Below are 23,977 nucleotides of genomic sequence, written 5' to 3'. Positions count from 1 at the left end.
ATTTCTGCCGTTTCTTTTCGTTCCGATTTTGATTAACGTTTTCCACTTCAATTTTAAAATTGTCGTTTACTCTCAGCACTCTTACTTAATAAGCATTACGAAGCAAAATAAAAAAACCTTTATGCCGGATAAAGGTTTAAAAGCAAAAAGCATGTACAAATATCATATCGCCGTAAATATAAATAGATAGAATTTTCTGATAATTAAAATCACATTTTCATTCTGTTTTATATATATCAATATAATAAAAACATTCCAACGTGCCGAAACAACGATTGGTTTTATGTGAATATTTCCCTAAATAAATACTATACCATGATTTACTTGTTGTCAATGGGAAACACACGTATATACCAATTCTTCAGCCGCCTTTTTACAGGCGGCTGAACTCGGTTGTTATCAGTTCATCAGCCCATGCCGATATGCCTTCACTATACTATTTGCGGAATAATAGTTCTTTCTCTTTGTTGTAGTCTTTAGTAAATTGATTGAACTCATCTGCTTGTTTATGCACCTTTTCGTAAACTGAGTTTACTTTGCTGATTTGCTCTTCCAGCTGCGCTAATGTGAGCTTTTTATCTTTAATCAGTTTATAAAGGTCCTTATCAAGTGAAATGGCTTTTTCGTACTTTTTGTACAAAAGATCATAAGATGCATACCTTTTCTCCATTAAAGCGACAGCATGCCCGGCTTTTTCTTTTACTTTCTTATCCTTTATTTCTTGAGAAGTTTTTTTTGCGGATTCAAACGCTTTTTTTGAATCATCAATACTGTCTTTTTCTGCTTTCAGATGTTTTTTTCGCTGATTTGCATTGCTCAGAGCCTGATCAGACAGTGTGACAATTTTCTGGTAATCATCCATATTCAGTTTAACCGCGCTGTCGTATAGCTTATGCTCTTTTTTCTCCAATTTTTCTAATGTTTTCTGCTCTTTTTGAAACGGTTTTTCCGCTTGAACGGCTTTTTCCATCGAGTCATGAAGCGATTCAACCGGATCTTTTCCCCCGCAGCCGGCAAGCAGCATACTTGCGGCGCCGAGCGCTCCGATTCCTGCTAATACCTTTTTTTGAATCATATTCACTTAAAATCCCCCAATCTTGACAATTTCCACTATAGAAGCCCGAACGCTTTTTGACAATAGCTGAGCTGTAATTGGCATGACCGTGTAAAGACGCTTACGGTGCTTTCAAAGAATACTTGCGTAAAAAATTGAGAAAACAGGGCGGATGACCATACATCTTTTTGGCTTTTACATAGTTTATAGTAGACGCCGGCCCTGCTGACAGAGGGTCAGCGTAATTAAAAGAGGAGGTTTTTTTATGTACGGATATGGATTTGGCGGCGGATTTGGCGGCGGTTGTTGCGGCGGCGGATATGGTTATGGCGGCGGTTACGGTTACGGCTGCGGCGGCGGATACGGCCGCACATTCGCATTAATCGTCGTATTGTTTATCTTATTAATCATCGTCGGTGCCGCTTATTTAGGCTGCGGCTGCTGACATTATACACCATGAACATCGGCCGGCCTGCTATGGCCGGCCAATTGTTTCGTTGCGCCGCGATAAAGAAATTCGCTATAATTTACATATTAAGCTTTAGGAGTGAAGTTTCTTGATTACTATGGAAAATATTGTACGCGACGGACATCCCGCGCTCAGAGAGATCGCTGAAGAGGTTCAGCTTCCCGCTTCTGACGAAGAAAAACAGCATCTTGCTGATATGATTGAGTTTGTGAAAAACAGCCAAAATCCTGAATTAGCCGAGAAATACAAGCTTCGTCCGGGCGTCGGTCTTGCCGCTCCCCAAACAGACGTAAAAAAACGGATGATCGCCGTCCATGCAGAAGATGCGAAAGGCACTTTATACAGCTATGCTCTTTTTAACCCTAAGATCGTCAGCCACTCAGTGGAAAAAAGCTACTTGACGAGCGGAGAAGGCTGCCTGTCGGTAGACGAACCCATTCCCGGCTATGTGCCGCGCTACGCCCGCATCCGCGTAAAGGCGGTGACGCTTGAAGGAGAACAGATTGACATCCGCCTCAAAGGTTTTCCGGCCATTGTGTTTCAACACGAAATCGATCATCTGAACGGCGTGATGTTTTACGACCATATTGATAAAGAAAATCCGTTCAAAGAACCTGAAAACGCCATTGCCATTGACCGTTAAAAATAACCGGCACTTCCCAAAGTGCCGGTTTTCTTTATTTCAAAAGGCCCAGTTCTTTGACGGCCCAGCTGATTCCCTCTTCATCCACCGGCTTTGTGACGAAATCGGCGGCAGCTTTTAATTCCGGAACCGCATTTCCCATCGCCACCCCGGTGCCGACAAAACGGATCATCTCAAGATCATTTAGTCCGTCGCCGAATGCATAAGTGTCACTTACGCCGTACGGAAGCCGCTCAAGCACTCTTTTAATGCCTTCCGCTTTTGAACCGCCTTTCGGAAGCACATCCGTTGACAATTCATGCCAGCGGACATAATCAAACTCCGGAAAAGCGGCATATGCTTTTTCTTCATGTCCGCGGCAGAATAAAAGCAGCTGATAAATTTCTTTTCCTTTATAAAAAGTTTCATCAACTTCGGGATAAGGCGCTTTCAGACTGCCGATTCCTTCCGAGACGTGCGGATGTCCGGGGACGGTCGTTTTCATCGTGTCTTCCGCCATAAATACGACGGGGTGCTCCCCTTCTGCCGCCTGCTTTAATAAACGCGCAACCGCATCTTCAGGAAGCGGATTTTTATAAATGACCACACCTTCAAAAACGACATACTGGCCGTTGTATGAAATAAATGATTCAATCTCCAGCTCTTCCAGAATCGGTTTTACCATAAACGGGGACCTTCCGCTGGCGATAAAAACGTGATGGCCAGCCTCTTTAAGCGCCTTCACGGCGTTTCTTGCGCTATCGGGAATATGTTTATCATGGTCATAGATCGTGCCGTCAATATCAAAAAAGATCAATTTTGGTTTCATGTCAATTTCTCCTTTTTCCCGTTTATCAGTCGTGTCTTTTTCAATATCATCATACAGAAAGTTTTTCTTCCGGAAAACCGCCTTGATGAAATTCCAGTTTTACCCACGAAAACAAATTCATTTTTTCCGCATACTACTGCTATAAAGGGCTTTAAAGGAGGTATACGATGCTGCGCCGATTACGGAAGAAACTCAGAAGACAGTGGGGCGGAATGCTCCGGAAAAAAGTCATCGCGTAGAAGGGATCTTTCGGTTTTTGAAAGTCCCTTTTTTGCTCGAGACTTTCCTTATAATCCGTTTTCGAATATAATAGAATAAGCGAGTCTAACATACGGCATTTAAGGAGAGATTTGGATGATTTATAAGGTATTTTATCAAGAGAAGGCTGACGAAGTACCTGTTCGGGAAAAAACAGATTCACTTTACATTGAGGGCGTTTCAGAACGGGACGTCAGAACGAAACTGAAAGATCAGAAATACAACATTGAATTTGTTCAGCCTGTGGACGGTGCTTTTTTAGAATATGAGAAGCAGAGCGAAAATTTTAAAGTATTGGAGTTATGAGCGGAATGAAATTTGTAAAAAATGACCAGACTGCCGTTTTCGCCCTCGGCGGATTGGGCGAGATCGGAAAAAATACGTACGGGGTGCAGTTTCAGGATGAAATTGTACTGATTGATGCGGGAATCAAGTTCCCGGAAGATGAACTTCTCGGCATTGATTACGTAATCCCCGATTACACGTATTTAGTAAAAAATGAAGATAAAATTAAAGGTCTGTTTATCACCCACGGTCACGAAGACCATATCGGCGGTATTCCGTACCTGCTCAGACAAGTAAATATTCCCGTTTACGGCGGTAAACTCGCGATCGGCTTACTTCGGAATAAACTTGAAGAGCACGGGCTGTTAAGACAGACCAAATTAAACATCATCGGTGAAGACGACATCGTGAAGTTCCGCAAGACGTCTGTATCCTTCTTCAGAACGACACACAGCATTCCGGATTCATACGGAATCGTCGTCAAAACACCGCCGGGCAATATCGTACATACCGGGGACTTTAAGTTCGATTTCACACCGGTAGGCGAACCGGCAAACTTGACAAAGATGGCTGAAATCGGGAAAGAAGGCGTTTTGTGCCTGCTTTCTGACAGTACAAACAGTGAGGTTCCTGATTTCACCATGTCAGAACGCCGCGTAGGCGAAAGCATTCACGATATTTTCCGAAAAGTGGACGGCAGAATTATATTTGCGACATTCGCTTCGAATATACACCGTCTTCAGCAGGTGATTGAAGCAGCCGTTTTAAAAGGCAGAAAAGTTGCCGTATTCGGACGCAGTATGGAATCGGCTATTGAAATCGGACAAAATCTCGGCTACATTACCTGTCCTAAAAATACGTTTATTGAGCATAACGAAATCAATCGTTTGCCTGCCAATAAAGTAACAATTTTATGTACGGGAAGCCAAGGTGAACCGATGGCGGCGTTATCACGCATCGCTAACGGGACGCACCGGCAGATTTCCATTAATCCCGGAGATACGGTCGTCTTTTCTTCCTCTCCGATTCCCGGAAACACAATCAGCGTAAGCCGCACCATCAACCAGCTGTACCGTGCGGGCGCAGAAGTCATTCACGGTTCATTGAATGACATTCATACATCCGGACACGGCGGACAGGAAGAGCAGAAATTAATGCTCCGCCTGATCAAACCGAAGTTCTTTATGCCGATTCACGGTGAGTACAGAATGCAGAAAATGCACGTCAAACTTGCGACTGATTGCGGCATACCTGAAGAAAACTGCTTTATCATGGATAATGGCGAAGTGCTGGCCCTCAAAGGCGAAGAAGCCGCTGTGGCAGGCAAAATTCCGTCCGGCTCCGTTTACATTGACGGAAGCGGAATCGGTGATATCGGCAATATCGTGCTCCGCGACCGCCGCATTCTTTCAGAAGAAGGCCTTGTTATCGTTGTTGTCAGCATCAATATGGACGACTTTAAGGTTTCGGCGGGGCCTGATTTAATCTCAAGAGGTTTTGTATACATGAGAGAATCCGGTGATTTGATCAATGACGCGCAGCAGCTGATTTCGAACCATCTGGAGAAAGTAATGGATCGGAAAACAACGCAGTGGTCCGAAATTAAAAACGAAATTACCGATACGCTTGCTCCGTTCCTATACGAAAAAACAAAACGCCGCCCGATGATCCTTCCGATCATTATGGAGGTCTAAAAAAAAAACTGCACTCATTACGAGTGCAGTTTTTTTATTGCAGCGGAATATGCTGAAAGGCTTTGACATCAAACAGACCGGCTGCTGTCATTTTAATATCCGGAATCACCGGAAGCGCTAAAAACGATAATGTGAGAAACGGATTGAAATCACCGGTGAATCCGAGCAGAGGAAGCTTTTCATGAAGCACGCCCAAGCTGTCATTGACCCATTCCGCCGACTTATCAGACAAAAGCCCGGCGATCGGAAGCGGAACGGAATGAAGCAATTCTCCGTTTTTCACGGCTGTTAATCCTCCTCCGGTGTCACGGAGCCTGTTGATTGCTTTTGCCAAATCGGCATCGTTTGTACCGACGGCGATGATATTATGGGAATCGTGAGAAATGGTTGTGGCGATGGCGCCTTCTTTTAACCCGAACCCTTGTACAATCCCGAGTCCTATCATTTTTTCGCCGCTGTGCCGCTCTGCGACGGCGATTTTTAATAAATCATTTTCTGTATCAGGACAAAACGCGTCAGCAGACGGTGCAGGCACTTCTTTTTTTCTCGTCTCCAAATGATTCGGTATCATTTCGATTACATACATTTTCTTGCCTTCTTGAATCGGTATATGAAAATCCGATTCAGTCAGCGGCGCTTTCAGCCGCACTGTATCCAACAGCGCCTGGTCCGGCGAATAGGAACCGGCAGACTGTTTATAAACCGTGCGTCCGTTCTCGGCAACGGTCCGGCCGGCGACCATGGTCTTCGTGACGGCAGCCTCCCGTACATCTGAAATAAACAGCAGATCTGCGTCAAAACCCGGCGCTACCGCCCCTTTTGTTTCAAGGCCGTAGCACTCAGCCGCATTTAAACTGGCGAGCTGATACGCAAGGAATGGATCAAGTCCCGCCTTTATCGCCATTTTGACTTGGTGGTTCACACTTCCTTCTGAAAGCAGATCATCTACATGCTTATCATCCGTGCAAAAGAAAAAGCGCCGCGCGTTTTTTTCATTCACCGCCGGCAGCACATTGAGCGTATTTTTTGCCACCGATCCTTCGCGCAGCATGACATACATTCCCCGTCTGATTCTGTCCAGCGCTTCTTCTTTTGTCGTCACTTCATGATCATTTGACACCATTGCGGTTCTGTATATATTGATGATATCTGAAGACAGTCCGGCTAAATGCCCGTCGATCCGTTTTCCGTGACGCTTGGCATCAAGCAGTTTCTGAAGCATATCCTCTTCACCTTCCGCAACAGACACATAATCCATTACTTCCGCAAGTCCGAGCACCTCTTTCTCCTGATAAAAAGGCTTTAAATCCTCGGCTTTTAATACGGCTCCTGAGCGTTCAAAGCTAGCGGCGGGAACACAGGAAGGAAGCATGAAACGGATGTTCAGCGGCGCCTTTTTCGCCTGCTCTATCATAAAAGAAATGCCTTTTGCTCCGGAAACGTTCGCAATTTCGTGAGGATCAGTAATGACAGTAGTCACTCCGTGTGGGAGGACGGCTTTAGCAAATTCAATCGGAGTAACCATAGAGGACTCGATATGAACATGTCCGTCAATAAAGCCCGGAACGATCATTTGACCTTCTGCATCAATGACTTCTTCCCCTTCATATTCGCCCAGCCCGACGATCACTCCGCCCGTAATGGCGATATCTGCAGAAATCCATTCCTGGTTAAATACATCCATGATTTTTCCGTTTTTAATGACGGTATCGGCTTTTTGTCTGCCGGCTGATGCATTCAGCCGTTCAGCCAGTGTTTCTTTGTTCAAAATGAGGCCTCCTCTTTTTCTGTATATGGTACAATATGCTATCGGATCGCCTGATCATAGTCAATAAAAATTGCAGAAAATACCGCTTACACGATAATGTCTTTCTATTCTGACATAATAAAAGACCGTCCTTTTACGGACGGCTTTTCACTTTGTGTGAAGCACTCTTTTTTCAAATCGGGAAATGTCCGTAAGAGAGCCGATAACGATGAGAATATCTTCTTTTTGGATCATTTCAGTCGCCAGGGGAGATACGATCACTTCTTTTTCTCTCTTGATGGCCACGATATTAATGCCGTACTTCGCCCGGATGTCCAGATCAAGCAGTGTGTTGCCCGCAAGCCTGCTGTTGGCCACGATCTCCACAATGCTGTGTTCGTCGGACAGCTCCAAATAATCAAGCACATTATTTGATACGATGTTGTGGGCGATGCGTTTTGCCATGTCACGTTCAGGGTGGACGATGTGATCGGCCCCGATTTTCGCAAGCACTTTCTCATGATAATCGTTCTGCGCTTTAACCGTGATCGTGTTCACGCCGAGTTCCTTTAAGATCAGCGTCGTTAAAATGCTCGCCTGTATATTTTCGCCGATTGCCACAATGACGTGGTCAAAGTTGCGCAGCCCTAAGTTTTTCAGCACCGATTCATCGGTTGAATCGCCGATGACCGCGTGTGATGCGATTTTGGCGTATTCATTTACTTTATCTTCATCAATATCCATCGCCATGACCTCAAGGCCTTCTTCACTTAATGCTTTGCAAATACTTCCGCCGAAGCGTCCGAGACCGATAACGGCAAACTCTTTTCTCATAACAGTACTCCTTTAAACAATATCTCTAATAGGAATAGTATCACATTTTCGGCAATGAGTTCATATAGCGTTTAAGCTTTTCTGAAAAGGCGGGCGATAAATACAGATCCGCTCCGCGTTCGATTTCTTCCTGATAGTGACCCGGAGGCGCAATTTCCTCAGCTTTATCAAGAACGAGAAACGTCAGGACGCCTCTGTATACACGGCCGCCGGCACACACTTCTATGAACGCGGGACGGTATGTGTGGTTATCAACACCTTCTCTTTTGTACAGATAGGTTGCCGCTTCAAACGGGAGCTTGTACAGCACGCCTTCAGTTCGTCCCCCGTCTTCAACAAGATCGGCTCTGGAACCGTCAGGACGCCTTAATGTGAATCTCGTCGAATACCCTTCAACAACCGCCCCTCCGACCGGCTCGGCAAAAAAGTGGTCGACCCCCGCCTGTTTAAACCGGGCATTGTCCATACAGGAGCCGTAAGCGAAATAATAAACCGGACTGTCATCCTCCCGTTTCATAAAACGGTATTCTTTCCAGTCTCCGCTTTTGATACGGCTGAATGAAGCACACTGGTCGGGCTTTACGACATATGCGAAGGCGGTTTTATTCCCGGCATCCGTCGTCACGGCAACCTCTTTTCGATCAAAATCAGCATAATACGCATCCAGCTTACGGATCATCTGATGATCTGTTTCATACAATTCCCCGTACACAAAAGCTGTTTCTGCTAAAGACGCCGCAGGCTGACCTTTATCCGTTTCGTACAGCACGCCGTTTATCGCAGCCTGCTCGCACACACACGGAGCGCCTTTCAGCAGTTCATGGTTTTCTTCACGCTTCCGTAACAAACCGTATACAAAAAGAAGCAAGTTATTTTTCCTCCTTTTGGACAGCAGCCGCTTCTAACGGCAGAATCACCTGAAACGTACTGCCTTCTCCATTTTTGCTCTTAATGTTAAGTTTACCATTATGCTCCTTCAGAATTCGTAAACAAATCGGAAGCCCGAGACCCGTTCCTTGATCTTTTGTTGAGAAAAACGGTTTCCCGATGTTTTCAAGCTTTTCTTTCGACATGCCGTTTCCTTCATCCTGTATGCTGATCACCGCGTATTCTTCATCCCGTTTTGTATAAATATGAATATTCCCGCCGTCAGGCATCGCTTCAATCGCATTTTTAATAATATTGATAAATACCTGTTTCAGCTGGTTTTCGTCACCGTTGACCATACAGGACTCAGTCTGCCTGAAATCCTTCTCAATTACAGTGTTCGACAGCACCGCGTTCGTGTCAAGAAGCGTCGCCACCTGCCGTAAAATATGGTTGAGATGATGAGCGGTAAACGTCACGGTCTGCGGCTTGGCGAGCAGAAGCAGCTCCCCCAGCACGAGATCAATCCTTTTAATCTCCGAAAAAATGATATCAAAATAATCCGTTCTTTCCGGATACTGGGCTTTCATCAGCTGGAGAAAGCCGCTGACAGACGTTAAAGGATTTCTTACTTCATGGGCGATTCCTGCCGCAAGCTCCCCGGCAATGGCCAGCTTTTGAGATTGCATGGCAAGGCGTTCGTTCGTTTCCAGAAGCTCGTCGACCGCTTTTTTCCGTTCACTGATATCAGACATCGTCCCCAGGCTTCCGACAAATTTCTGTCTGCGGTCATAATACAGCTTATAATGGACTTCTCCCCAAAAGATCGAGCCGTCTCTTTTAATATATTTGGCCGTAAACATTCCTGACGGGGACTGCTGCTTGATTTGGGAGATAATATAATCAATGATATGTTTTTCTTTTATAAAATAATCATTATACATCGTGCCCATACATTCGCTGATGGAGTGGCCCGTAATCGCCGTCCAGGCCTGATTCAAATATGTAATATTCCCTTGTGCATCCGTCTGAAAAACGATTTCCTGCAGATTGTCCATGATCCGGTTTTTCTCATCTGAAAGCGCCTTTGCTTTCTGCTCGCTGTCCTTCAGCTCCGCCAGCAGCTGCTTTTTATTATCCACATAATAAGCCAGCAGCCAGACGCTGATTAATGTGACGGCGGTAAAGGTGATGTCAACGGGCCAGTTAATCGGATTCCGTTCAATCATATAAAATAAATAATCCCAAAACATAATAAAAATCATTGCCAAGATTAAGGAAATGATACGCGCTTGATATTTTCCCATAGTCCCACCTGCCGCTAGCATTTCTACATATATTGTAACATTGTTGACTGCATTATTGACTAAAAAATGATAACTATTCCCAATTAATTGAGCAGGTTCGCTTACTTTTCCCGTGAGTTTTTGCACAAGTTCATAATAAAAGGACGGAATGATGCTCCGCCCTTTTTGCTGATTATGATCTATCTTTTAACGCTTCCTCGATTTCCTCAAGCAGCATTTTCGCTCCTTCAGGACTTAAAATAATTTTGCCGTTGCCGTACTCCTGATTTTCGGGAGTAATTTCCCCCGTCATTAAGCAAATGCCGTGCGGCTTGTATTTTTTCAAGACAATTTTGTCTCCGTCAACGAAAAATTCAATACTATCTTTAATAGCGATATCCAATGCTCTTCTCAATTCGATCGGCATGACAATACGCCCGAGTTCGTCTACTTTTCTTACTACACCAATTGATTTCATAGAAATCCCCTACTTCCTTTAATGTCTCTTCTTTATGTCCAAGGAAAATCCTTCATAAACGTAGACGAAAGGAACGGAGCAAAAGTTTCTCAGCATCCGGAACTGAATGTTTTTTTACAAAAGAAAATCCTTTTGAAATATGGGATACAGACTTTCCCTCCTTTTTTACAAAAACATTTCATTCCCGGCGGAAACCCCCAAAAATCATGGTTTTTCTCAGAAACTTTAAATGTAGAATCAATTAAATCAGGATAGGGATTGGGTGAAAACATGTTTCAATCAACTGAGATCGGAATCGACTTAGGAACCGCTAATATACTTGTTTACAGTAAAAATAAAGGAATTATTTTAAACGAGCCTTCCGTTGTCGCTGTAGATACAACAACGAAAGCGGTGCTTGCCATCGGAACGGATGCCAAAAGCATGATCGGAAAGACGCCGGGGAAAATCGTCGCCGTTCGGCCGATGAAAGACGGTGTCATTGCTGATTATGATATGACAACTGACTTATTAAAACACATTATGAAAAAAGCCGGAAAAAAAATCGGAATGACTTTCCGCAAACCGAATGTCGTCGTCTGCACGCCTTCAGGCTCAACAGCCGTTGAACGACGCGCCATCAGTGACGCTGTCAAAAACTGCGGAGCGAAAAACGTTCACTTGATTGAAGAACCCGTAGCCGCTGCAATCGGGGCCGACCTCCCTGTTGACGAGCCGGTCGCAAACGTCGTCGTAGATATCGGCGGCGGTACGACTGAAGTCGCCATCATCTCATTCGGGGGCGTCGTATCCTGCCATTCGATCAGAATCGGCGGCGACCAGCTTGATGAAGATATCGCCTCGTTCGTCAGAAAAAAATACAACCTGCTGATCGGGGAACGTACGGCAGAACAAGTGAAAATGGAAATCGGTTTTGCATTGATCGAACATGTGCCGGAAACGATGGAAATCCGCGGGCGTGACCTTGTAACCGGTCTGCCGAAGACAATCAGACTGCAATCTAATGAAATTCAGCACGCGATGCGTGAGTCGCTCCTGCATATTCTTGAAGCGATCAGAGCGACACTTGAAGATTGTCCGCCGGAGCTCAGCGGTGATATCGTTGACCGCGGCGTCGTGTTAACCGGCGGAGGCTCCCTTTTAAACGGGATGAAAGAATGGCTGACAGATGAAATCGTCGTTCCCGTTCATTTGGCGGCAAATCCGCTTGAATCAGTGGCTATCGGCACGGGACGTTCATTAGACGTCATCGACAAGCTGCAAAAAGCGATTAAATAATAAGATTGTGCTTCTTTTTTCTCCGGCCGGCTCATATTGTGAGAACTGGAGAAACATTAAGGAGGAAGCATATGCTTAGAGATGTGGGAAGACGCGTAGCAGTAGCCGTCATTTTAAGCGGAATTATTTTGGGGGGTATGAGCATATCACTGGCCAATATGCCCCATTCTCCGGCCGGCGGCGCCGTAAAACTGAATCACCCGTAAAGACGCAGCAAAAGCTGTGTCTTTTTCGTTTGTGCTCCTTTCTTTCCTTTATGAGGCGATATTTGATATGATGAGAAAAACCGATGAGGAGGAATGAACGATGAGTTCGTTTACTGAAAAGTTACATACATATGCTCAGCTGGCGGTAGAAGTCGGCGTCAATGTCCAAAAAGGACAGCACGTCGTAATCAATGCCTCAACTGATGTTCGGGAACTTGTCAGACTGCTTGCCAAACATTCTTATGAAAAAGGCGCTAAAAACGTCACCGTAAATTGGCAGGACGATGAACTGTCCAGATTAAAATACGAGATGGCACCTTTTGAAGCGTTTGAAGAGTATCCTGAATGGGAAGCAAAAGGAAAAGAAGAGCTCGCGAAAAAAGGGGCTGCGTTTATTTCTGTCGTCTCATCCGACCCCGACCTGTTAAAAGGCACTGACGGCAAACGGATTGCAGCGTTCCAAAAAGCCGCCGGAAAAGCATTGCATACATACAGACAATATATTCAATCAGATAAGGTCAGCTGGACGGTGATCGGAGCGGCTTCAACAGGCTGGGCGAAAAAAGTGTTCCCGGATCAGCCGGAAGAAACAGCCGTTCAGCTTTTATGGGAAGAAATTTTCAAAACGACCCGCGTAAATGAAGAAAACCCTGTGGAAGCATGGAAAAAACATGATCAAAACCTTCATGAAAAAGTGGAACACTTAAACAAAAAACATTACAGCGCCCTGCATTATCAGGCTGAAGGAACAGACTTAACCATTGAACTGCCGAAAAAACATGTATGGGCAGGCGCGGGAAGCGTGAATGAGAGCGGGCACGAATTCATGGCCAACATGCCGACAGAAGAGGTTTTCACCCTCCCGCAGCGTGACGGGGTGAACGGCACGGTTTCCAGCACGAAACCGCTGAGCTACGGCGGCAACATTATTGATAACTTCACTCTTACCTTTGAAAACGGCCGCATTGTTGATGTGAAAGCTGAAAAAGGCGAGGAGATTTTAAAAGGCATCGTCGAAACCGATGAAGGCTCACACTATCTCGGTGAAGTGGCCTTAGTGCCGTACGATTCACCGATTTCACAATCAAATATTTTATTTTACAACACACTGTACGATGAAAACGCCTCTAACCACTTGGCGATCGGCAGTGCGTATGCCTTTAATATTGAGGGCGGCAAACAAATGACACGGGAAGAGCTTGTCAAAGAGGGCTTAAATGAAAGCATTACACACGTAGATTTTATGGTCGGTTCCAAAGACATGAATATCGACGGCATTACTGCGGACGGCAAAAGAGAACCGATCTTCAGAAACGGAAACTGGGCATTTTAATAAAAAAAGGAGGCGCTTAGGCCTCCTTTTTTTATTTCGCTTCATACATTTGCAAGTTGGCGCAGACGGTTTCCAAAACAGGTGCATCAACTGACAAGCCTTTCGCTTTCTCAAGCAAAAATCCGTGTAAATGATCACCTTCCGTCACCCTGCCCTTTTCCATATCTCTCAGCATCGACGATTTCATATGGTAAGACATGCTTGTCAATGTGCGATAACTCTCTTCTTCCAGACCAGGATCTTTCGGGATGCCGGCAGCCTTGAAAATGGCGCCGATTTCAGCAAAGAGGCGCTTTGCCGTGTTGCGGCCGCCTTCTGTTTCTAAAATCGGTCCGACCGGCTGTTGAAACAGAGTGGTCACTCCCGCCTGCGCGGCAATAAACATATATTTTTTCCAAATGTCCTTTTCAATATCCCGGCTGATGATGACATCCGCTTTCACACCTGCAAATGCGTTTTCCAGCTCATTCATACGTTCCGTGCGTTCCCCGCTCCATTCACCGAAAACAAAGCGGTGGGCAGCGCTCGTATGAAGAATGTCCCCTTTGTCGTTAAGGGCGCTCTCAATAAAGCAGAGGCCGCCCAGCACCTGCCGTTTTGAAAAAGCTTCAAACAGCTGGTTATAGTGCCTGTATCCATTTAAAAAAGGAATAATGACCGACGAAGGTTTGACAAACGGTTTGACATCCCGAATGACGTCCTGCAAAGAATACGCTTTTGAAGCGATGATAACCGCGTCAAATGCTCCTTCTTCGCCCGCCATGATTAATTTCGGCTTGATTGAAACATCACCTTTTTCACTTTTGACGGTCAATCCCGTCTCTTGTAATTGTTCCGCCCGTTTCTTGCGGACGAGAAACGTCACGTCATTTCCCTTTTCTGCAAGACGCGCGCCGATATATCCGCCCACTCCTCCAGCTCCGACAACTAAAAACTTCATGATGCATTCCTCCGTCTCTTTTCAAGTTATGTATTCATTTATTGTAACGGGAAGTCAGAAGATTGAAAACTTTTTTCATAAATAAAAAAGCAGAGTCTCCCCTGCTTCTTTATTACGCGTATAGCTCTTCAAGTTTTTTCTGTACATCCGCGTTTTCAAGAAATTCGTCATAAGACATTTGTTTGTCAACAATGCCTTTAGGCGTTAATTCAATGATGCGGTTGGCAATTGTCTGTACAAACTGATGGTCATGAGATGAAAACAGCATAGCGCCTTTAAAGCTGATTAAGCCGTTGTTAAGCGCCGTAATGGATTCCAAATCTAAGTGGTTTGTAGGTTCATCCAGAATTAAAATGTTCGCGCCGGAAAGCATCGCTTTTGAAAGCATGCAGCGCACTTTTTCTCCTCCGGAAAGGACGTTTGATTTTTTGTTGACTTCTTCTCCCGAGAACAGCATGCGTCCTAAGAAACCGCGCAGAAAGCTTTCACTTTGGTCATGCGGCGAGTATTGGCGGAGCCAGTCAACAAGGTTCGCGTCGCTGCCGTCAAAATATTCGCTGTTGTCTTTAGGGAAGTACGCCTGAGAAGTGGTCACGCCCCATTTAAATGTGCCGCTGTCAGCTTCCATTTCCCCGGAAATGATTTTAAACAATGTCGTAACGGCAAGTTCGTTGCGTCCCGTAAAAGCGATTTTATCTTCTCTGTTCATAATAAAGCTGACGTTATCAAGCACCTTAACCCCGTCAATCGTTTTTGTTAAGCCTTCAACCCGCAGCACGTCATTTCCGATCTCACGTTCCGGCGTGAAATTGACATAAGGATAACGGCGTGATGACGGTTTGATATCATCAAGCGTGATTTTATCAAGGAGTTTCTTTCTTGATGTCGCCTGCTTTGATTTAGAGGCGTTGGCGCTGAATCTGGCCACGAACTCCTGAAGCTGTTTAATCTGCTCTTCTTTTTTCTTGTTGGCTTCCTGAGAAAGCTTTAAAGCAAGCTGGCTGGATTCATACCAGAAATCATAGTTGCCGACGTACACTTGAATTTTATTAAAATCAAGATCGGCGATGTGCGTGCACACTTTATTTAAAAAGTGACGGTCATGGGATACGACGATGACTGTGTTCTCAAAGTTGATTAAAAACTCTTCCAGCCACTGAATCGCTTTCAGATCCAAGTGGTTGGTCGGTTCATCAAGCAACAGAACGTCCGGCTTGCCGAACAGCGCCTGCGCCAAAAGCACTTTCACCTTTTCTGAACCGCCTAAGTCCGCCATTTTCTTCGTATGCAGGTCTTCAGAGATGCCCAGGCCCTTTAACAAAATAGCGGCTTCACTTTCAGCTTCCCATCCGTTTAATTCCGCAAACTCTCCTTCAAGCTCAGCGGCGCGGATGCCGTCTTCATCTGAAAAATCAGGCTTCATATAAATCGCGTCTTTTTCCTGCATGACTTCGTATAAACGTTTATGTCCCATAATAACGACTTTCAGCACTTCGAAGTCTTCATATTCAAAGTGGTTCTGCTTCAGAATGGCAAGACGTTCGCCCGGGCTCATATGGACATCGCCGGTCTGCGGCTCCAGCTCACCGGATAAAATTTTCAAAAATGTTGATTTTCCGGCACCGTTTGCGCCTATTAATCCGTAGCAGTTGCCCGGCGTAAATTTAATATTGACATCTTCAAATAACTTGCGATCCGCAAAACGCAAGCTCACATTATTTACAGCAATCATTTAGAATCCTCCATCGTGTCTATCATCATTAAAAGTATACCATGAATAAAGGGGAAGAGAAATGTTTCCCTGCGAATATACGGGTTTGAAAGATGCAGGCGTCAAACCCGGAGCGCTGTGATACAATAGATATATATACATATTCATCACGGAGGAACAAGTTGAAGCTTTTAACACTCACAGAATACTGTCTTATGATTTTCTTCACCGGGGTTTTTCTGGCCGTCACAGGCTTTACGGCACGTGACATCGGCTTGTACGTCGGAATCGCCCTCATTTATACGTTTTCGCATCTCTTTTCAAAACGGATGCTTGAAAAACGCGGCAAAGAGAAGAAGCAGGTGAATCTTTTTTTCAGCGTTCTGGCCATTGTCGGATCAGTGCTGGCCACGGTATTGTTCATCGCCGTCGCCGCCTCGTTTGCCAAATAAAAAACGCCTGCTGTCCAAATCGGGCAGCGCGGCGTTTTTATTTTGTCTGACGCATATCATGAAACGGGAAGAACACAAACTTCGAGGTGCCGACGATTCGGTTTTCGGCAATTAAACCGAGTCCGTTCCGGCTGTCCATTGAATTCAGCCGATTGTCGCCCATGACGAAGTATTTGCCTTTCGGAACCTTTACGGGGCCGAAATCTCCCGTCAGGTTGACTCCCAGTTTTTTCGCTTCTTTTTTATTGCTCGCGAGGTACGGTTCTGCGATTTTTTTGCCGTTTATATAAAGCGTGTCATTTTTCATTTCCACCGTTTCTCCAGGTTTTCCGATGAGCCGCTTTACATAATGGACTTTCGACGTATCGCCGTTAATAATGACGATGTCTCCCCGCTCGATTTCTCCGATATAATTGACGCTTTTGTTGACAAACAGCCTTTCACCGTCATGTAATGTCGGGTACATTGATGATCCTTCCACTAAGTACGGTTCAAACAGGAAATGGCGGATTAACAGCGCAAGTGCAACCGCTATAATGATGGCCTTTCCCCATTCCCAATATGTGTTGGATTTTCTTTTTACCGATTTTTCAGAAGTAGGTTTTTGTTCTTCAGTCAACGTGGTTCCTCCTAGACGATCACTGTTTCGGTTCATGTACCATCTTTACTTTATCATAACTCATCATAAAATACATAACGCTTCTATGCGCACATGATTGAAAAAAGCGCCCGTAATGGACGCTTTTTGCTTATTTCTCTGCAACCGGTTTTTTGACGATTCCCAAGATAACCGCCGTTACAATCGCTCCGATCACGATGCTCATTAAGTAAAGCAGCGGATGGTTCGTAATGAATGCAACGAATATTCCTCCGTGCGGTGCAGGAAGCGTTACCCGGAAAAACTCTGTCAGTCCGCCCGCTACCGCAGAACCGACAACGGCTGCAGGGATGACGCGAAGCGGATCAGCCGCTGCAAACGGGATGGCGCCTTCTGTAACGAAAGCTGCTCCCATGAAGTAGCACGTAATACCGGCTTCACGGTCACGTTTAGAGAATTTGTGTTTAAAGAATGTTGTCGCCAGTGCGATTCCAAGCGGCGGAGCCATTCCGCCCGCCATGATGGCCGCATGCGGCGCATAGTTTCCGGCATCGATCATCGCGATACCGAAAGTGAACGCCGCTTTATTGAGCGGGCCGCCCATGTCGATAGCCATCATACCGCCTAAAATAATACCCATTAAAACAAGGTTTCCAGTTCCAAGGCTTTCAAGCCAATTTGTTAAGAAATTCATGAACGCTGCGACAGGTGTGTTTATGACAAATTGCATCAGGACACCGGTGATAAAAATACCGAGCAGCGGATAAATCAATACAGGTTTTAATCCGTCAAGAGTCTGAGGAATAAAGACAAACAGCTTTTTCAAAAGGACTACGACATAACCTGCTAAGAATCCGGCAATCAGTCCGCCCAAGAATCCGGCATTCGCCTGCGTAGCCATAAATCCGCCGACCATACCCGGCGCAAATCCCGGACGGTCCGCAATACTCATTGCGATGAATCCGGCAAGAACTGCAACAATCAGCTTTAACGCATTATCGCCGCCGATAAAGTTCAGCGCTGCGGCAAACGTGTTGTATGTCGGGTCTTTCGGATCAGCTGAATGAATTCCCCAGAAGAATGAAATCGCAACGAGAATTCCGCCGCCGACGACAAATGGCAGCATGTTGCTGACACCGCTCATTAAGTGTTTATAGAAAGTACTTCCGATGCTTGTGCCTGATTTCTGTTTCGGGCCGTCTTCATTTGAAGCGGAAGATCCTCCGCCGCTGCCCTCGTAAATCGGCGCATCTTGGTTAACGGCTTTTTCAATCAGTTCCTGAGGACGTCTGATACCGGCCGTTACAGGCACTTGAAGAACATGTTTGCCTTTAAAGCGTTCCATTTCAACCTGTTTATCAGCCGCCACGATGATCGCAGGCGCGTCTTCAATTTCTTGAGCCGTCAGCTTATGTTTGATACCGCTTGAGCCGTTTGTCTCGACTTTAATGTCAACGCCGAGCTCTTTCGCTTTTTCCTTCAGTGCGTCAGCTGCCATGAACGTATGGGCGATACCTGTCGGACATGCCGTAACGGCAAGGATTTTGCCTTTTCCTGACGGCGCTGCCTGTTCTTCCTGCTCTTCTTCTTCCTCATCGTCATCTTTGTCATGCTGATTGATGATGTCAATGATCGCATCTTCTGATTCAGCTTCAAGAAGCTGTTTGCGGATTTCCTCACGCATGAGAAGCGTTGAAAGTCTTGATAATGCCTCAAGGTGCGTATTATTCGCTCCTTCGGTTGCCGCAATCATAAAGACCAGGTGTGCCGGCTGACCGTCTAATGATTCATAATCCACACCATCTTTTGAACGGCCGAATGCGATGGCCGGGTTAATGACGCTCGCCGTCTTCGCATGAGGAATGGCAATGCCTTCGCCGATTCCCGTCGAGCTTTGGCTTTCACGATTTAAAATGGCTGCTTTGTAAGCCTCTCTGTCATTTAATCTGCCGGCTTTGTCAAGCACTGTCACCATTTCATTGATAACGTTTTCTTTCTCTTTGCTTTCTATATTGAGATGAATTGTATCTCTTGTTAACAGCTCAGTTATCTTCACTTTTCTTTCCTCCTCTATAGACGTGTGACTTTAACTTCAGGAAGAAGCTGCTGTACAAACTCTTCAGTTCCGAGTTCTTCAGAAAATGCCGTTGCGCTTCCGGAAGCAACTCCTAAACGGAACGCATCTTCCAAAGGCAGCTGTTTTGAAATTCCCGCAAGGAATCCCGCGACGACGGAATCACCCGCGCCTACCGAATTGACAAGCTTTCCTTTAGGAACATTGGCGAGGAAAACCGCCTCTTTCGTAAATAAAAGCGCACCGTCACCAGCCATCGAAACAATCGCATGTTCAGCGCCTTGTTCAATCAATTTTTTACCGTAAGGAACGGCAGCTTCGGCTGAATCAATGACCGTATTGAACATTTCCCCAAGCTCATGATGATTCGGCTTCATCAAAAACGGTTTCATTTCTGTCGCTTTCATCAGCGCTTCACCGGAGATGTCCACGACTACCCGGGCATTCTGTTTTCTGCATGCCTCAGCAATTTTTTCATACGTGTTATGCGGCAGGGAAGAAGGAATGCTTCCCGCTAAAACGACGATGTCTCCCTCTTCCAGAGCGGAGAACTGTTCTAAAAAGGCATTGAACACTTCGTCTGAAATCGTCGGGCCCTGTCCGTTAATTTCCGTTTCATCGCCCGTTTTCAGTTTTACATTTATACGCGTGTCTTCATCCACCTCAGAAAAAGCCGTTTCCAGACCTTCCTGCTGCAAAAATGACGTGATATAATTTCCGGTAAATCCGCCGACAAACCCCAATGCTTTTGATGGCACATGGTGTCTTTTCAGTAATCTCGAAACGTTGATGCCTTTTCCGCCGGGATACTTCGTGTCATAGCTGGAACGGTTTAAACCGCCTACGGCAAAATCTTCAACGTGAACGATATAGTCAACAGACGGATTGAGGGTTACAGTGTAAATCATGGTTTCACTACCTTTACGACAGTTTTTTCTTGGTAATTATCGAATGCAAGTTCTTCAGCTTCAGTGGTAATGATAGCGGCATCGCTCAAGGCGGCGAACGCTGCGAAAGAAATCTCGCCGAATTTAGAAGGATCGGCTAAAACATACGCATTTTTCGCCTGTCTCACAGCCTTTGTCTTCAGAAGAGCCTCATCCGGATCGGGTGTTGTAAAGCCGGCTTCAATGTGCACGCCGTTCACCCCGAGGAAGCTTTTGTCAAAACGGTACTGGCTGACCGCCGTTAATGAGGCGCCGCCGATCATCGCACCTGTTCTATGCTTCACATATCCTCCGAGAAGATAAAAGGGGATCCCTTTCCTTATTAAAGCGTCGATATGCATAACTCCGTTTGTGACAACCACAATGTCCTTAGATGGATCTATAAAATCAATCATGTGCAATGTAGTTGTTCCCGCATCAAGATAAATACAGTCACCTTCTTCTAATAAAGATGCCGCTTCTTCTGCGATCTTCAGTTTATCTTGAAGGTTTTTGGAGGATTTTTCAAGCATATCGGGTTCTTGCCTGCTGTTGGAAAGTTTAGACGCCCCGCCGTGAACGCGCTTTAAAAATCCGCGCTCTTCAAGTGTTGATAAATCTCTTCTGATCGTTGATTCAGAAGCATTTGTCATACTTATCAGCTCTTGAATCTTCACCACATCACGCTTTTCAATCTGATCCATAATCAGCTGATACCTTTCAGGAGTGAGCATATTCCGCCTCCTTTGGAAACGTATTCATTTCGGCTGCAAGATAATTGTAAACGCTTTTTTTACTTCTAGCAACTAAAATCACTCAAATTCATTCAATAACTATCAAAATCTTTCACATTTGTTCATATTAACGTATGTACATAGGGTTTGTAAACTGTAAATTCGACAAAAAGGGGGACAATTGTATGACATTTTCTTTTTATCATAAATGAAAAAAGTCTATTATATTCATTCAATCATTAAAACACAAAAAACCCCATGCAGACTGCATGGGGCGCCGATTATTCATACCGTAACGCTTCAATCGGATCTAAGCGTGATGCTTTGTTGGCGGGCAGCATGCCGAAAATGACACCGATCAGCATACTGAACAGCACACCGATACAAACCACCTGCCAGGAAACGAGCGACGGCCAGCCTGCGATAAGGGAAACGAGTGATGCTCCCCCGTAGCCGAGACATATTCCGATTAAGCCGCCGATTAATGTAAGCACAACAGATTCAATTAAGAATTGTGTCAGAATCTGTCCTCTCGTGGCACCGAGCGATTTGCGGATGCCGATTTCTCTTGTCCGTTCTGTCACTGATACGAGCATAATATTCATGACCCCGATCCCGCCGACAACGAGAGAAATACCGGCGATCGAACCGATGATCGTCGTCATGACGGTCGTGACCTGGCCGATTCCCGCCGCGATTTCTTCCATATTCATGACTTGATAGGCCTCTTTTGTACCGTGATTGTCATTTAAGAGACGGGCCGCTTCTTTTCCTGTTGATTTGATTTGATCAGCGGACTCCGTCTGAACGGAAACGTTGCTGTAGTCGTTAGTACCGAAAGACGTTTTCAGCATGTTGAACGGCACATACATTTCACTGAGTCCTAACGATAAAAAACCGCTCTCTTCTTTCAGTACGCCGATTACTTCTACGGGCTGTCCGCCGGCCCAGACGATTTTTCCGAGCGGAGACGTTTTCCCGAACAGCTTTTCAGCCATTTTTTTCGAGATGATTCCTGCTCTTTTCCCGGAAAGAAAATCATTGTCCGTAAATGTCCGTCCATCTTGAACGTCCAGCTTTTTTACGTCCATGTAGCCGCTGTTAATGCCGTTCAGCGTAATATCCGTGTCTTCTTCATGGTAACGGGCCGTCATGGATTTTACCGCGGAAGCGACAACCTGCTTTACGCCGTCCACTCCTTTTAATCCATTAATATCTTCTTCTGTAAAACTCGCTTCCTGTAAGGCGTTCGGATTGGCTGTTAATTCTTCATCACTGGGCATGTAAAACAATTCAATCGTATTGCCCGGCCCGCTGATGGATTGCTTCAGCATTTGCTCTCCGCCCTGGCCGACAGCCACAACAACGATTACTGAACCGACGCCGATAATGATTCCGAGCATTGTCAGAATCGATCTCAGCTTGTGAGCTCTTACGGAACTGAGGGCCATCCGGAGATTTTCTGACAGGCTCATTCCCCCACTCTCCTCTGCTCAGCATCGCGGGAAACGATCATGCCGTCACGGACGAAAATCACTCTGTTTGTACAGTCCGCCACTTCAGGCTCATGAGTCACAAGCACCACGGTCACGCCCTCTGCATTAAGCTCTGTGAACTGCTCCATAATGGAAATGCTTGTTTTCGTATCCAGCGCGCCGGTCGGTTCATCAGCTAAAATGAGCTTCGGTTCGTTCACAATGGCTCTTGCAATCGCGACACGCTGCTTCTGACCGCCGGACAGCTCATTCGGCATGTGACGCATCCGATCCGCCAAACCGACTTTTTCCAGCGCATGCTCAGCCCGTTCCTCACGCTCTTTTTTGCCGATACCGGCGTAGATCATGGGGAGTTCGACATTTTTTCTTGCATTCAATCGCGGCAGCAGCTGAAATTGCTGAAAGACAAATCCGATTGATTTGTTCCGGACCGCCGCAAGCTCTTTTTCGGTGCATGAAGAAACATCTTCGCCCGCAAGCCTGTAACTGCCGGACGTCGGTCTGTCCAGACAGCCGATGATATTCATGATCGTAGATTTTCCCGATCCCGACGGTCCCATAATTGACACATATTCTCCTTCTTCAATCGTCAAGTCGATTGAACGGAGAACATCAAACGTCTCCTTGCCGATCTGATAGCTTTTTTTCACCTTTGAAAGCTGAATCATCTATGCTTTCACATCCGTTCCGTCAGTCAAACCGTCAGCCGGATTCAGAATGACTTTATCATCCTTTGAAAGCCCTTCTTTTATCTCCGTAAGCTGATTTGCGGTATCGCCGACTTTAACTTTCACGCGTTTGGCCTTCCCGTCTTTTACCGTAAAGACCCAGTGCTCATCTCCGTCTTTTTTGACCGCGGAGGACGGCAGCGTATCGGCTTTCCGTTTGTCTGTTTCAATGTTCATAATTAATTTAAACCCCGGCTTGCCCTCCGGAAGGTTTCCGATCAGCTTAACCTGGAACGGATACTGCACGGCCTGTTCCGTACTTTCCCCCGAAGCAGCGCTTGACTTTTGATCAGGAACGAGGCCGACAGCCGCCACTCTCCCTTTCCACGTTTTACCTGGAATGGCGTCTGAGGTAATTGTAACGCTTTGTCCCTTTTTCACTTTCAGCGTGTCGTATTCGGACAAATTGCCGGCAACGATCAGGTGTTCCGGGTCTCCTATATGTATAACCGGTTCTTGAATATCCGATTTTTTAGAAGCCGCTTCTTGATTTACCGAGATAACCGTCCCGTCCATCTCACTCTTAACATTGAGATTCGCCACCTGATTTTCAAGAGACTGCTTTTGCAAATCAGATTGCTTTAATTCGATTTCCGCCGTTTTTTGCTGAAGCTGCAGATCAGTCCGTTCGGATTCAATTTGTTTTTTGGCTTCCGCTTCCCCCACTTGTTTTGCCAGATCTTGTTCCTTGCTGTTTAATGCTCTGAGTTTTTCTTCAACTTGTTCGATTTGCATCCGTTTTGATTGTTCTGTCAACTCATTTTGTTCTTTATCAAGATTGAGCTGCTCATTTGTATACGTGACTAACGACGACCCTTTTTTTACTTTGTCGCCTTCTTTTACTTTCACTTTATCAAGAGTTCCTTTATCCGCTTCATAAAAAACATACTGTTCTTTAGAGAATTTAAGTGTTCCCGGAACCATAACCGTAGAGGAGATTTCTCTGTTTTCCATGGTTCCGGTTTCGATTTTTTTCCCGGCGCTTCCGCCCGCGGGAGCGGCAGACTTATAAATATTGATACCGATGAATACTGCAACAATTACGGCGATGCCGATTCCGATCCAAATTTTTTTCATG

At 45.6% G+C, this 23,977-nt stretch carries 24 protein-coding genes; 8 read left to right on the top strand and 16 right to left on the bottom strand.

Annotation, left to right across the window (positions count from 1 at the left end):
- Positions 1-436: 436 nt before the first annotated feature.
- Positions 437-1,075, bottom strand: coding sequence for a YkyA family protein (locus V7728_RS08125; protein WP_032865273.1), 639 nt, complete (start codon positions 1,073-1,075; stop codon positions 437-439).
- A gap of 244 nt (positions 1,076-1,319) precedes the next feature.
- Between V7728_RS08125 and V7728_RS08120 the strand changes: the two genes are divergently transcribed.
- Together V7728_RS08120 and def are read left to right on the top strand one after the other, a co-directional pair.
- Positions 1,320-1,499 carry a YjcZ family sporulation protein gene (locus V7728_RS08120; protein WP_007409651.1) on the top strand — a complete coding sequence of 60 codons (180 nt, stop codon included), beginning with the start codon at positions 1,320-1,322 and terminating at the stop codon, positions 1,497-1,499.
- A gap of 112 nt (positions 1,500-1,611) precedes the next feature.
- Complete coding sequence (gene def, locus V7728_RS08115; protein WP_003154544.1) at positions 1,612-2,166, top strand: peptide deformylase; 555 nt, start codon at positions 1,612-1,614, stop codon at positions 2,164-2,166.
- Positions 2,167-2,200: 34 nt separating this feature from the next.
- Here the strand turns inward: def and V7728_RS08110 are convergent, their stop codons facing one another.
- On the bottom strand, positions 2,201-2,974 hold the full coding sequence (locus tag V7728_RS08110) for a Cof-type HAD-IIB family hydrolase (RefSeq protein WP_043021211.1): 774 nt from the start codon (positions 2,972-2,974) through the stop codon (positions 2,201-2,203).
- Between the two features lie 354 nt (positions 2,975-3,328).
- Between V7728_RS08110 and V7728_RS08105 the strand changes: the two genes are divergently transcribed.
- A complete protein-coding gene (locus tag V7728_RS08105; RefSeq protein WP_003154548.1) occupies positions 3,329-3,538 on the top strand; it encodes a DNA-dependent RNA polymerase subunit epsilon in 210 nt (69 codons plus the stop codon).
- 5 nt (positions 3,539-3,543) lie between these two features.
- Positions 3,544-5,211 (top strand): ribonuclease J1, encoded by a 1,668-nt coding sequence (rnjA, locus tag V7728_RS08100; protein ID WP_007611151.1) that lies wholly within the window; start codon positions 3,544-3,546, stop codon positions 5,209-5,211.
- A 34-nt stretch (positions 5,212-5,245) separates the two neighbouring features.
- Here rnjA and ade read toward each other — a convergent pair whose 3' ends face one another.
- From ade to V7728_RS08075, 5 genes are all read right to left on the bottom strand, one after another.
- Complete coding sequence (ade, locus tag V7728_RS08095; RefSeq protein ID WP_099566714.1) at positions 5,246-6,979, bottom strand: adenine deaminase; 1,734 nt, start codon at positions 6,977-6,979, stop codon at positions 5,246-5,248.
- Between the two features lie 147 nt (positions 6,980-7,126).
- Positions 7,127-7,792, bottom strand: a complete 666-nt coding sequence (ktrC, locus tag V7728_RS08090; RefSeq protein ID WP_003154554.1) for a Ktr system potassium transporter KtrC — start codon at positions 7,790-7,792, stop codon at positions 7,127-7,129.
- A gap of 40 nt (positions 7,793-7,832) precedes the next feature.
- A complete protein-coding gene (locus tag V7728_RS08085) occupies positions 7,833-8,660 on the bottom strand; it encodes a gamma-glutamylcyclotransferase (protein ID WP_015239773.1) in 828 nt (275 codons plus the stop codon).
- Between the two features lies 1 nt (position 8,661).
- Positions 8,662-9,966 (bottom strand): ATP-binding protein, encoded by a 1,305-nt coding sequence (locus V7728_RS08080; RefSeq protein ID WP_007409646.1) that lies wholly within the window; start codon positions 9,964-9,966, stop codon positions 8,662-8,664.
- A 172-nt stretch (positions 9,967-10,138) separates the two neighbouring features.
- The gene (locus V7728_RS08075; RefSeq protein WP_003154557.1) at positions 10,139-10,423 is read right to left on the bottom strand and encodes an AbrB/MazE/SpoVT family DNA-binding domain-containing protein; all 285 of its coding nucleotides are present in this window, start codon (positions 10,421-10,423) and stop codon (positions 10,139-10,141) included.
- 270 nt (positions 10,424-10,693) lie between these two features.
- Here V7728_RS08075 and mreBH point away from each other — a divergent pair, with 270 nt between their 5' ends.
- The 3 genes from mreBH (at position 10,694) to V7728_RS08060 (ending at position 13,240) form a co-directional block, all read left to right on the top strand.
- Positions 10,694-11,701 (top strand): cell shape-determining protein MreBH, encoded by a 1,008-nt coding sequence (mreBH, locus tag V7728_RS08070; RefSeq protein WP_003154558.1) that lies wholly within the window; start codon positions 10,694-10,696, stop codon positions 11,699-11,701.
- A gap of 71 nt (positions 11,702-11,772) precedes the next feature.
- Positions 11,773-11,907, top strand: coding sequence for a protein YkpC (locus V7728_RS08065; protein WP_003154559.1), 135 nt, complete (start codon positions 11,773-11,775; stop codon positions 11,905-11,907).
- 100 nt (positions 11,908-12,007) lie between these two features.
- The gene (locus tag V7728_RS08060; protein ID WP_007409644.1) at positions 12,008-13,240 is read left to right on the top strand and encodes an aminopeptidase; all 1,233 of its coding nucleotides are present in this window, start codon (positions 12,008-12,010) and stop codon (positions 13,238-13,240) included.
- A gap of 31 nt (positions 13,241-13,271) precedes the next feature.
- On the opposite strand, the gene V7728_RS08055 is transcribed toward V7728_RS08060, so the two are convergent.
- Together V7728_RS08055 and V7728_RS08050 are read right to left on the bottom strand one after the other, a co-directional pair.
- A complete protein-coding gene (locus V7728_RS08055; protein WP_032871368.1) occupies positions 13,272-14,180 on the bottom strand; it encodes a ketopantoate reductase family protein in 909 nt (302 codons plus the stop codon).
- A gap of 112 nt (positions 14,181-14,292) precedes the next feature.
- Positions 14,293-15,912, bottom strand: a complete 1,620-nt coding sequence (locus V7728_RS08050) for an ABC-F family ATP-binding cassette domain-containing protein (protein WP_007409642.1) — start codon at positions 15,910-15,912, stop codon at positions 14,293-14,295.
- Positions 15,913-16,073: 161 nt separating this feature from the next.
- Between V7728_RS08050 and V7728_RS08045 the strand changes: the two genes are divergently transcribed.
- Positions 16,074-16,343: a hypothetical protein gene (locus V7728_RS08045; protein WP_021493749.1), complete on the top strand. Its 270-nt coding sequence runs from the start codon at positions 16,074-16,076 to the stop codon at positions 16,341-16,343.
- A 37-nt stretch (positions 16,344-16,380) separates the two neighbouring features.
- Here the strand turns inward: V7728_RS08045 and sipT are convergent, their stop codons facing one another.
- The 7 genes from sipT to V7728_RS08010 all read right to left on the bottom strand — a co-directional run bounded on the left by sipT (position 16,381) and on the right by V7728_RS08010 (position 23,976).
- On the bottom strand, positions 16,381-16,998 hold the full coding sequence (sipT, locus tag V7728_RS08040) for a signal peptidase I sipT (protein ID WP_369719103.1): 618 nt from the start codon (positions 16,996-16,998) through the stop codon (positions 16,381-16,383).
- A gap of 94 nt (positions 16,999-17,092) precedes the next feature.
- Positions 17,093-18,997 (bottom strand): PTS fructose transporter subunit IIABC, encoded by a 1,905-nt coding sequence (locus V7728_RS08035; protein WP_099566713.1) that lies wholly within the window; start codon positions 18,995-18,997, stop codon positions 17,093-17,095.
- A 14-nt stretch (positions 18,998-19,011) separates the two neighbouring features.
- Positions 19,012-19,923 (bottom strand): 1-phosphofructokinase, encoded by a 912-nt coding sequence (gene pfkB, locus V7728_RS08030; RefSeq protein WP_003154572.1) that lies wholly within the window; start codon positions 19,921-19,923, stop codon positions 19,012-19,014.
- Positions 19,920-20,675, bottom strand: a complete 756-nt coding sequence (locus tag V7728_RS08025; protein ID WP_099566712.1) for a DeoR/GlpR family DNA-binding transcription regulator — start codon at positions 20,673-20,675, stop codon at positions 19,920-19,922. Before V7728_RS08025 ends, pfkB begins: the two co-directional genes overlap by 4 nt.
- A 281-nt stretch (positions 20,676-20,956) precedes the next feature.
- Entirely contained in the window at positions 20,957-22,150 is a 1,194-nt protein-coding gene (locus V7728_RS08020; protein WP_007409638.1) for an ABC transporter permease, read from the bottom strand.
- A complete protein-coding gene (locus V7728_RS08015; protein ID WP_007409637.1) occupies positions 22,147-22,839 on the bottom strand; it encodes an ABC transporter ATP-binding protein in 693 nt (230 codons plus the stop codon). The genes V7728_RS08020 and V7728_RS08015 overlap by 4 nt, the downstream gene beginning before the upstream one ends.
- Entirely contained in the window at positions 22,840-23,976 is a 1,137-nt protein-coding gene (locus tag V7728_RS08010) for an efflux RND transporter periplasmic adaptor subunit (protein ID WP_012117453.1), read from the bottom strand.
- Between the last annotated feature and the right edge of the window lies 1 nt (position 23,977).

Origin of the sequence: Bacillus sp. JHAA, assembly GCF_036961585.1 — a bacterium.
Classification (GTDB): Bacteria; Bacillota; Bacilli; order Bacillales; family Bacillaceae; genus Bacillus; species Bacillus velezensis.
The sequence above is the reverse complement of the archived record's forward strand: the minus strand, read 5'-3'. Positions and strand labels throughout refer to the sequence as shown.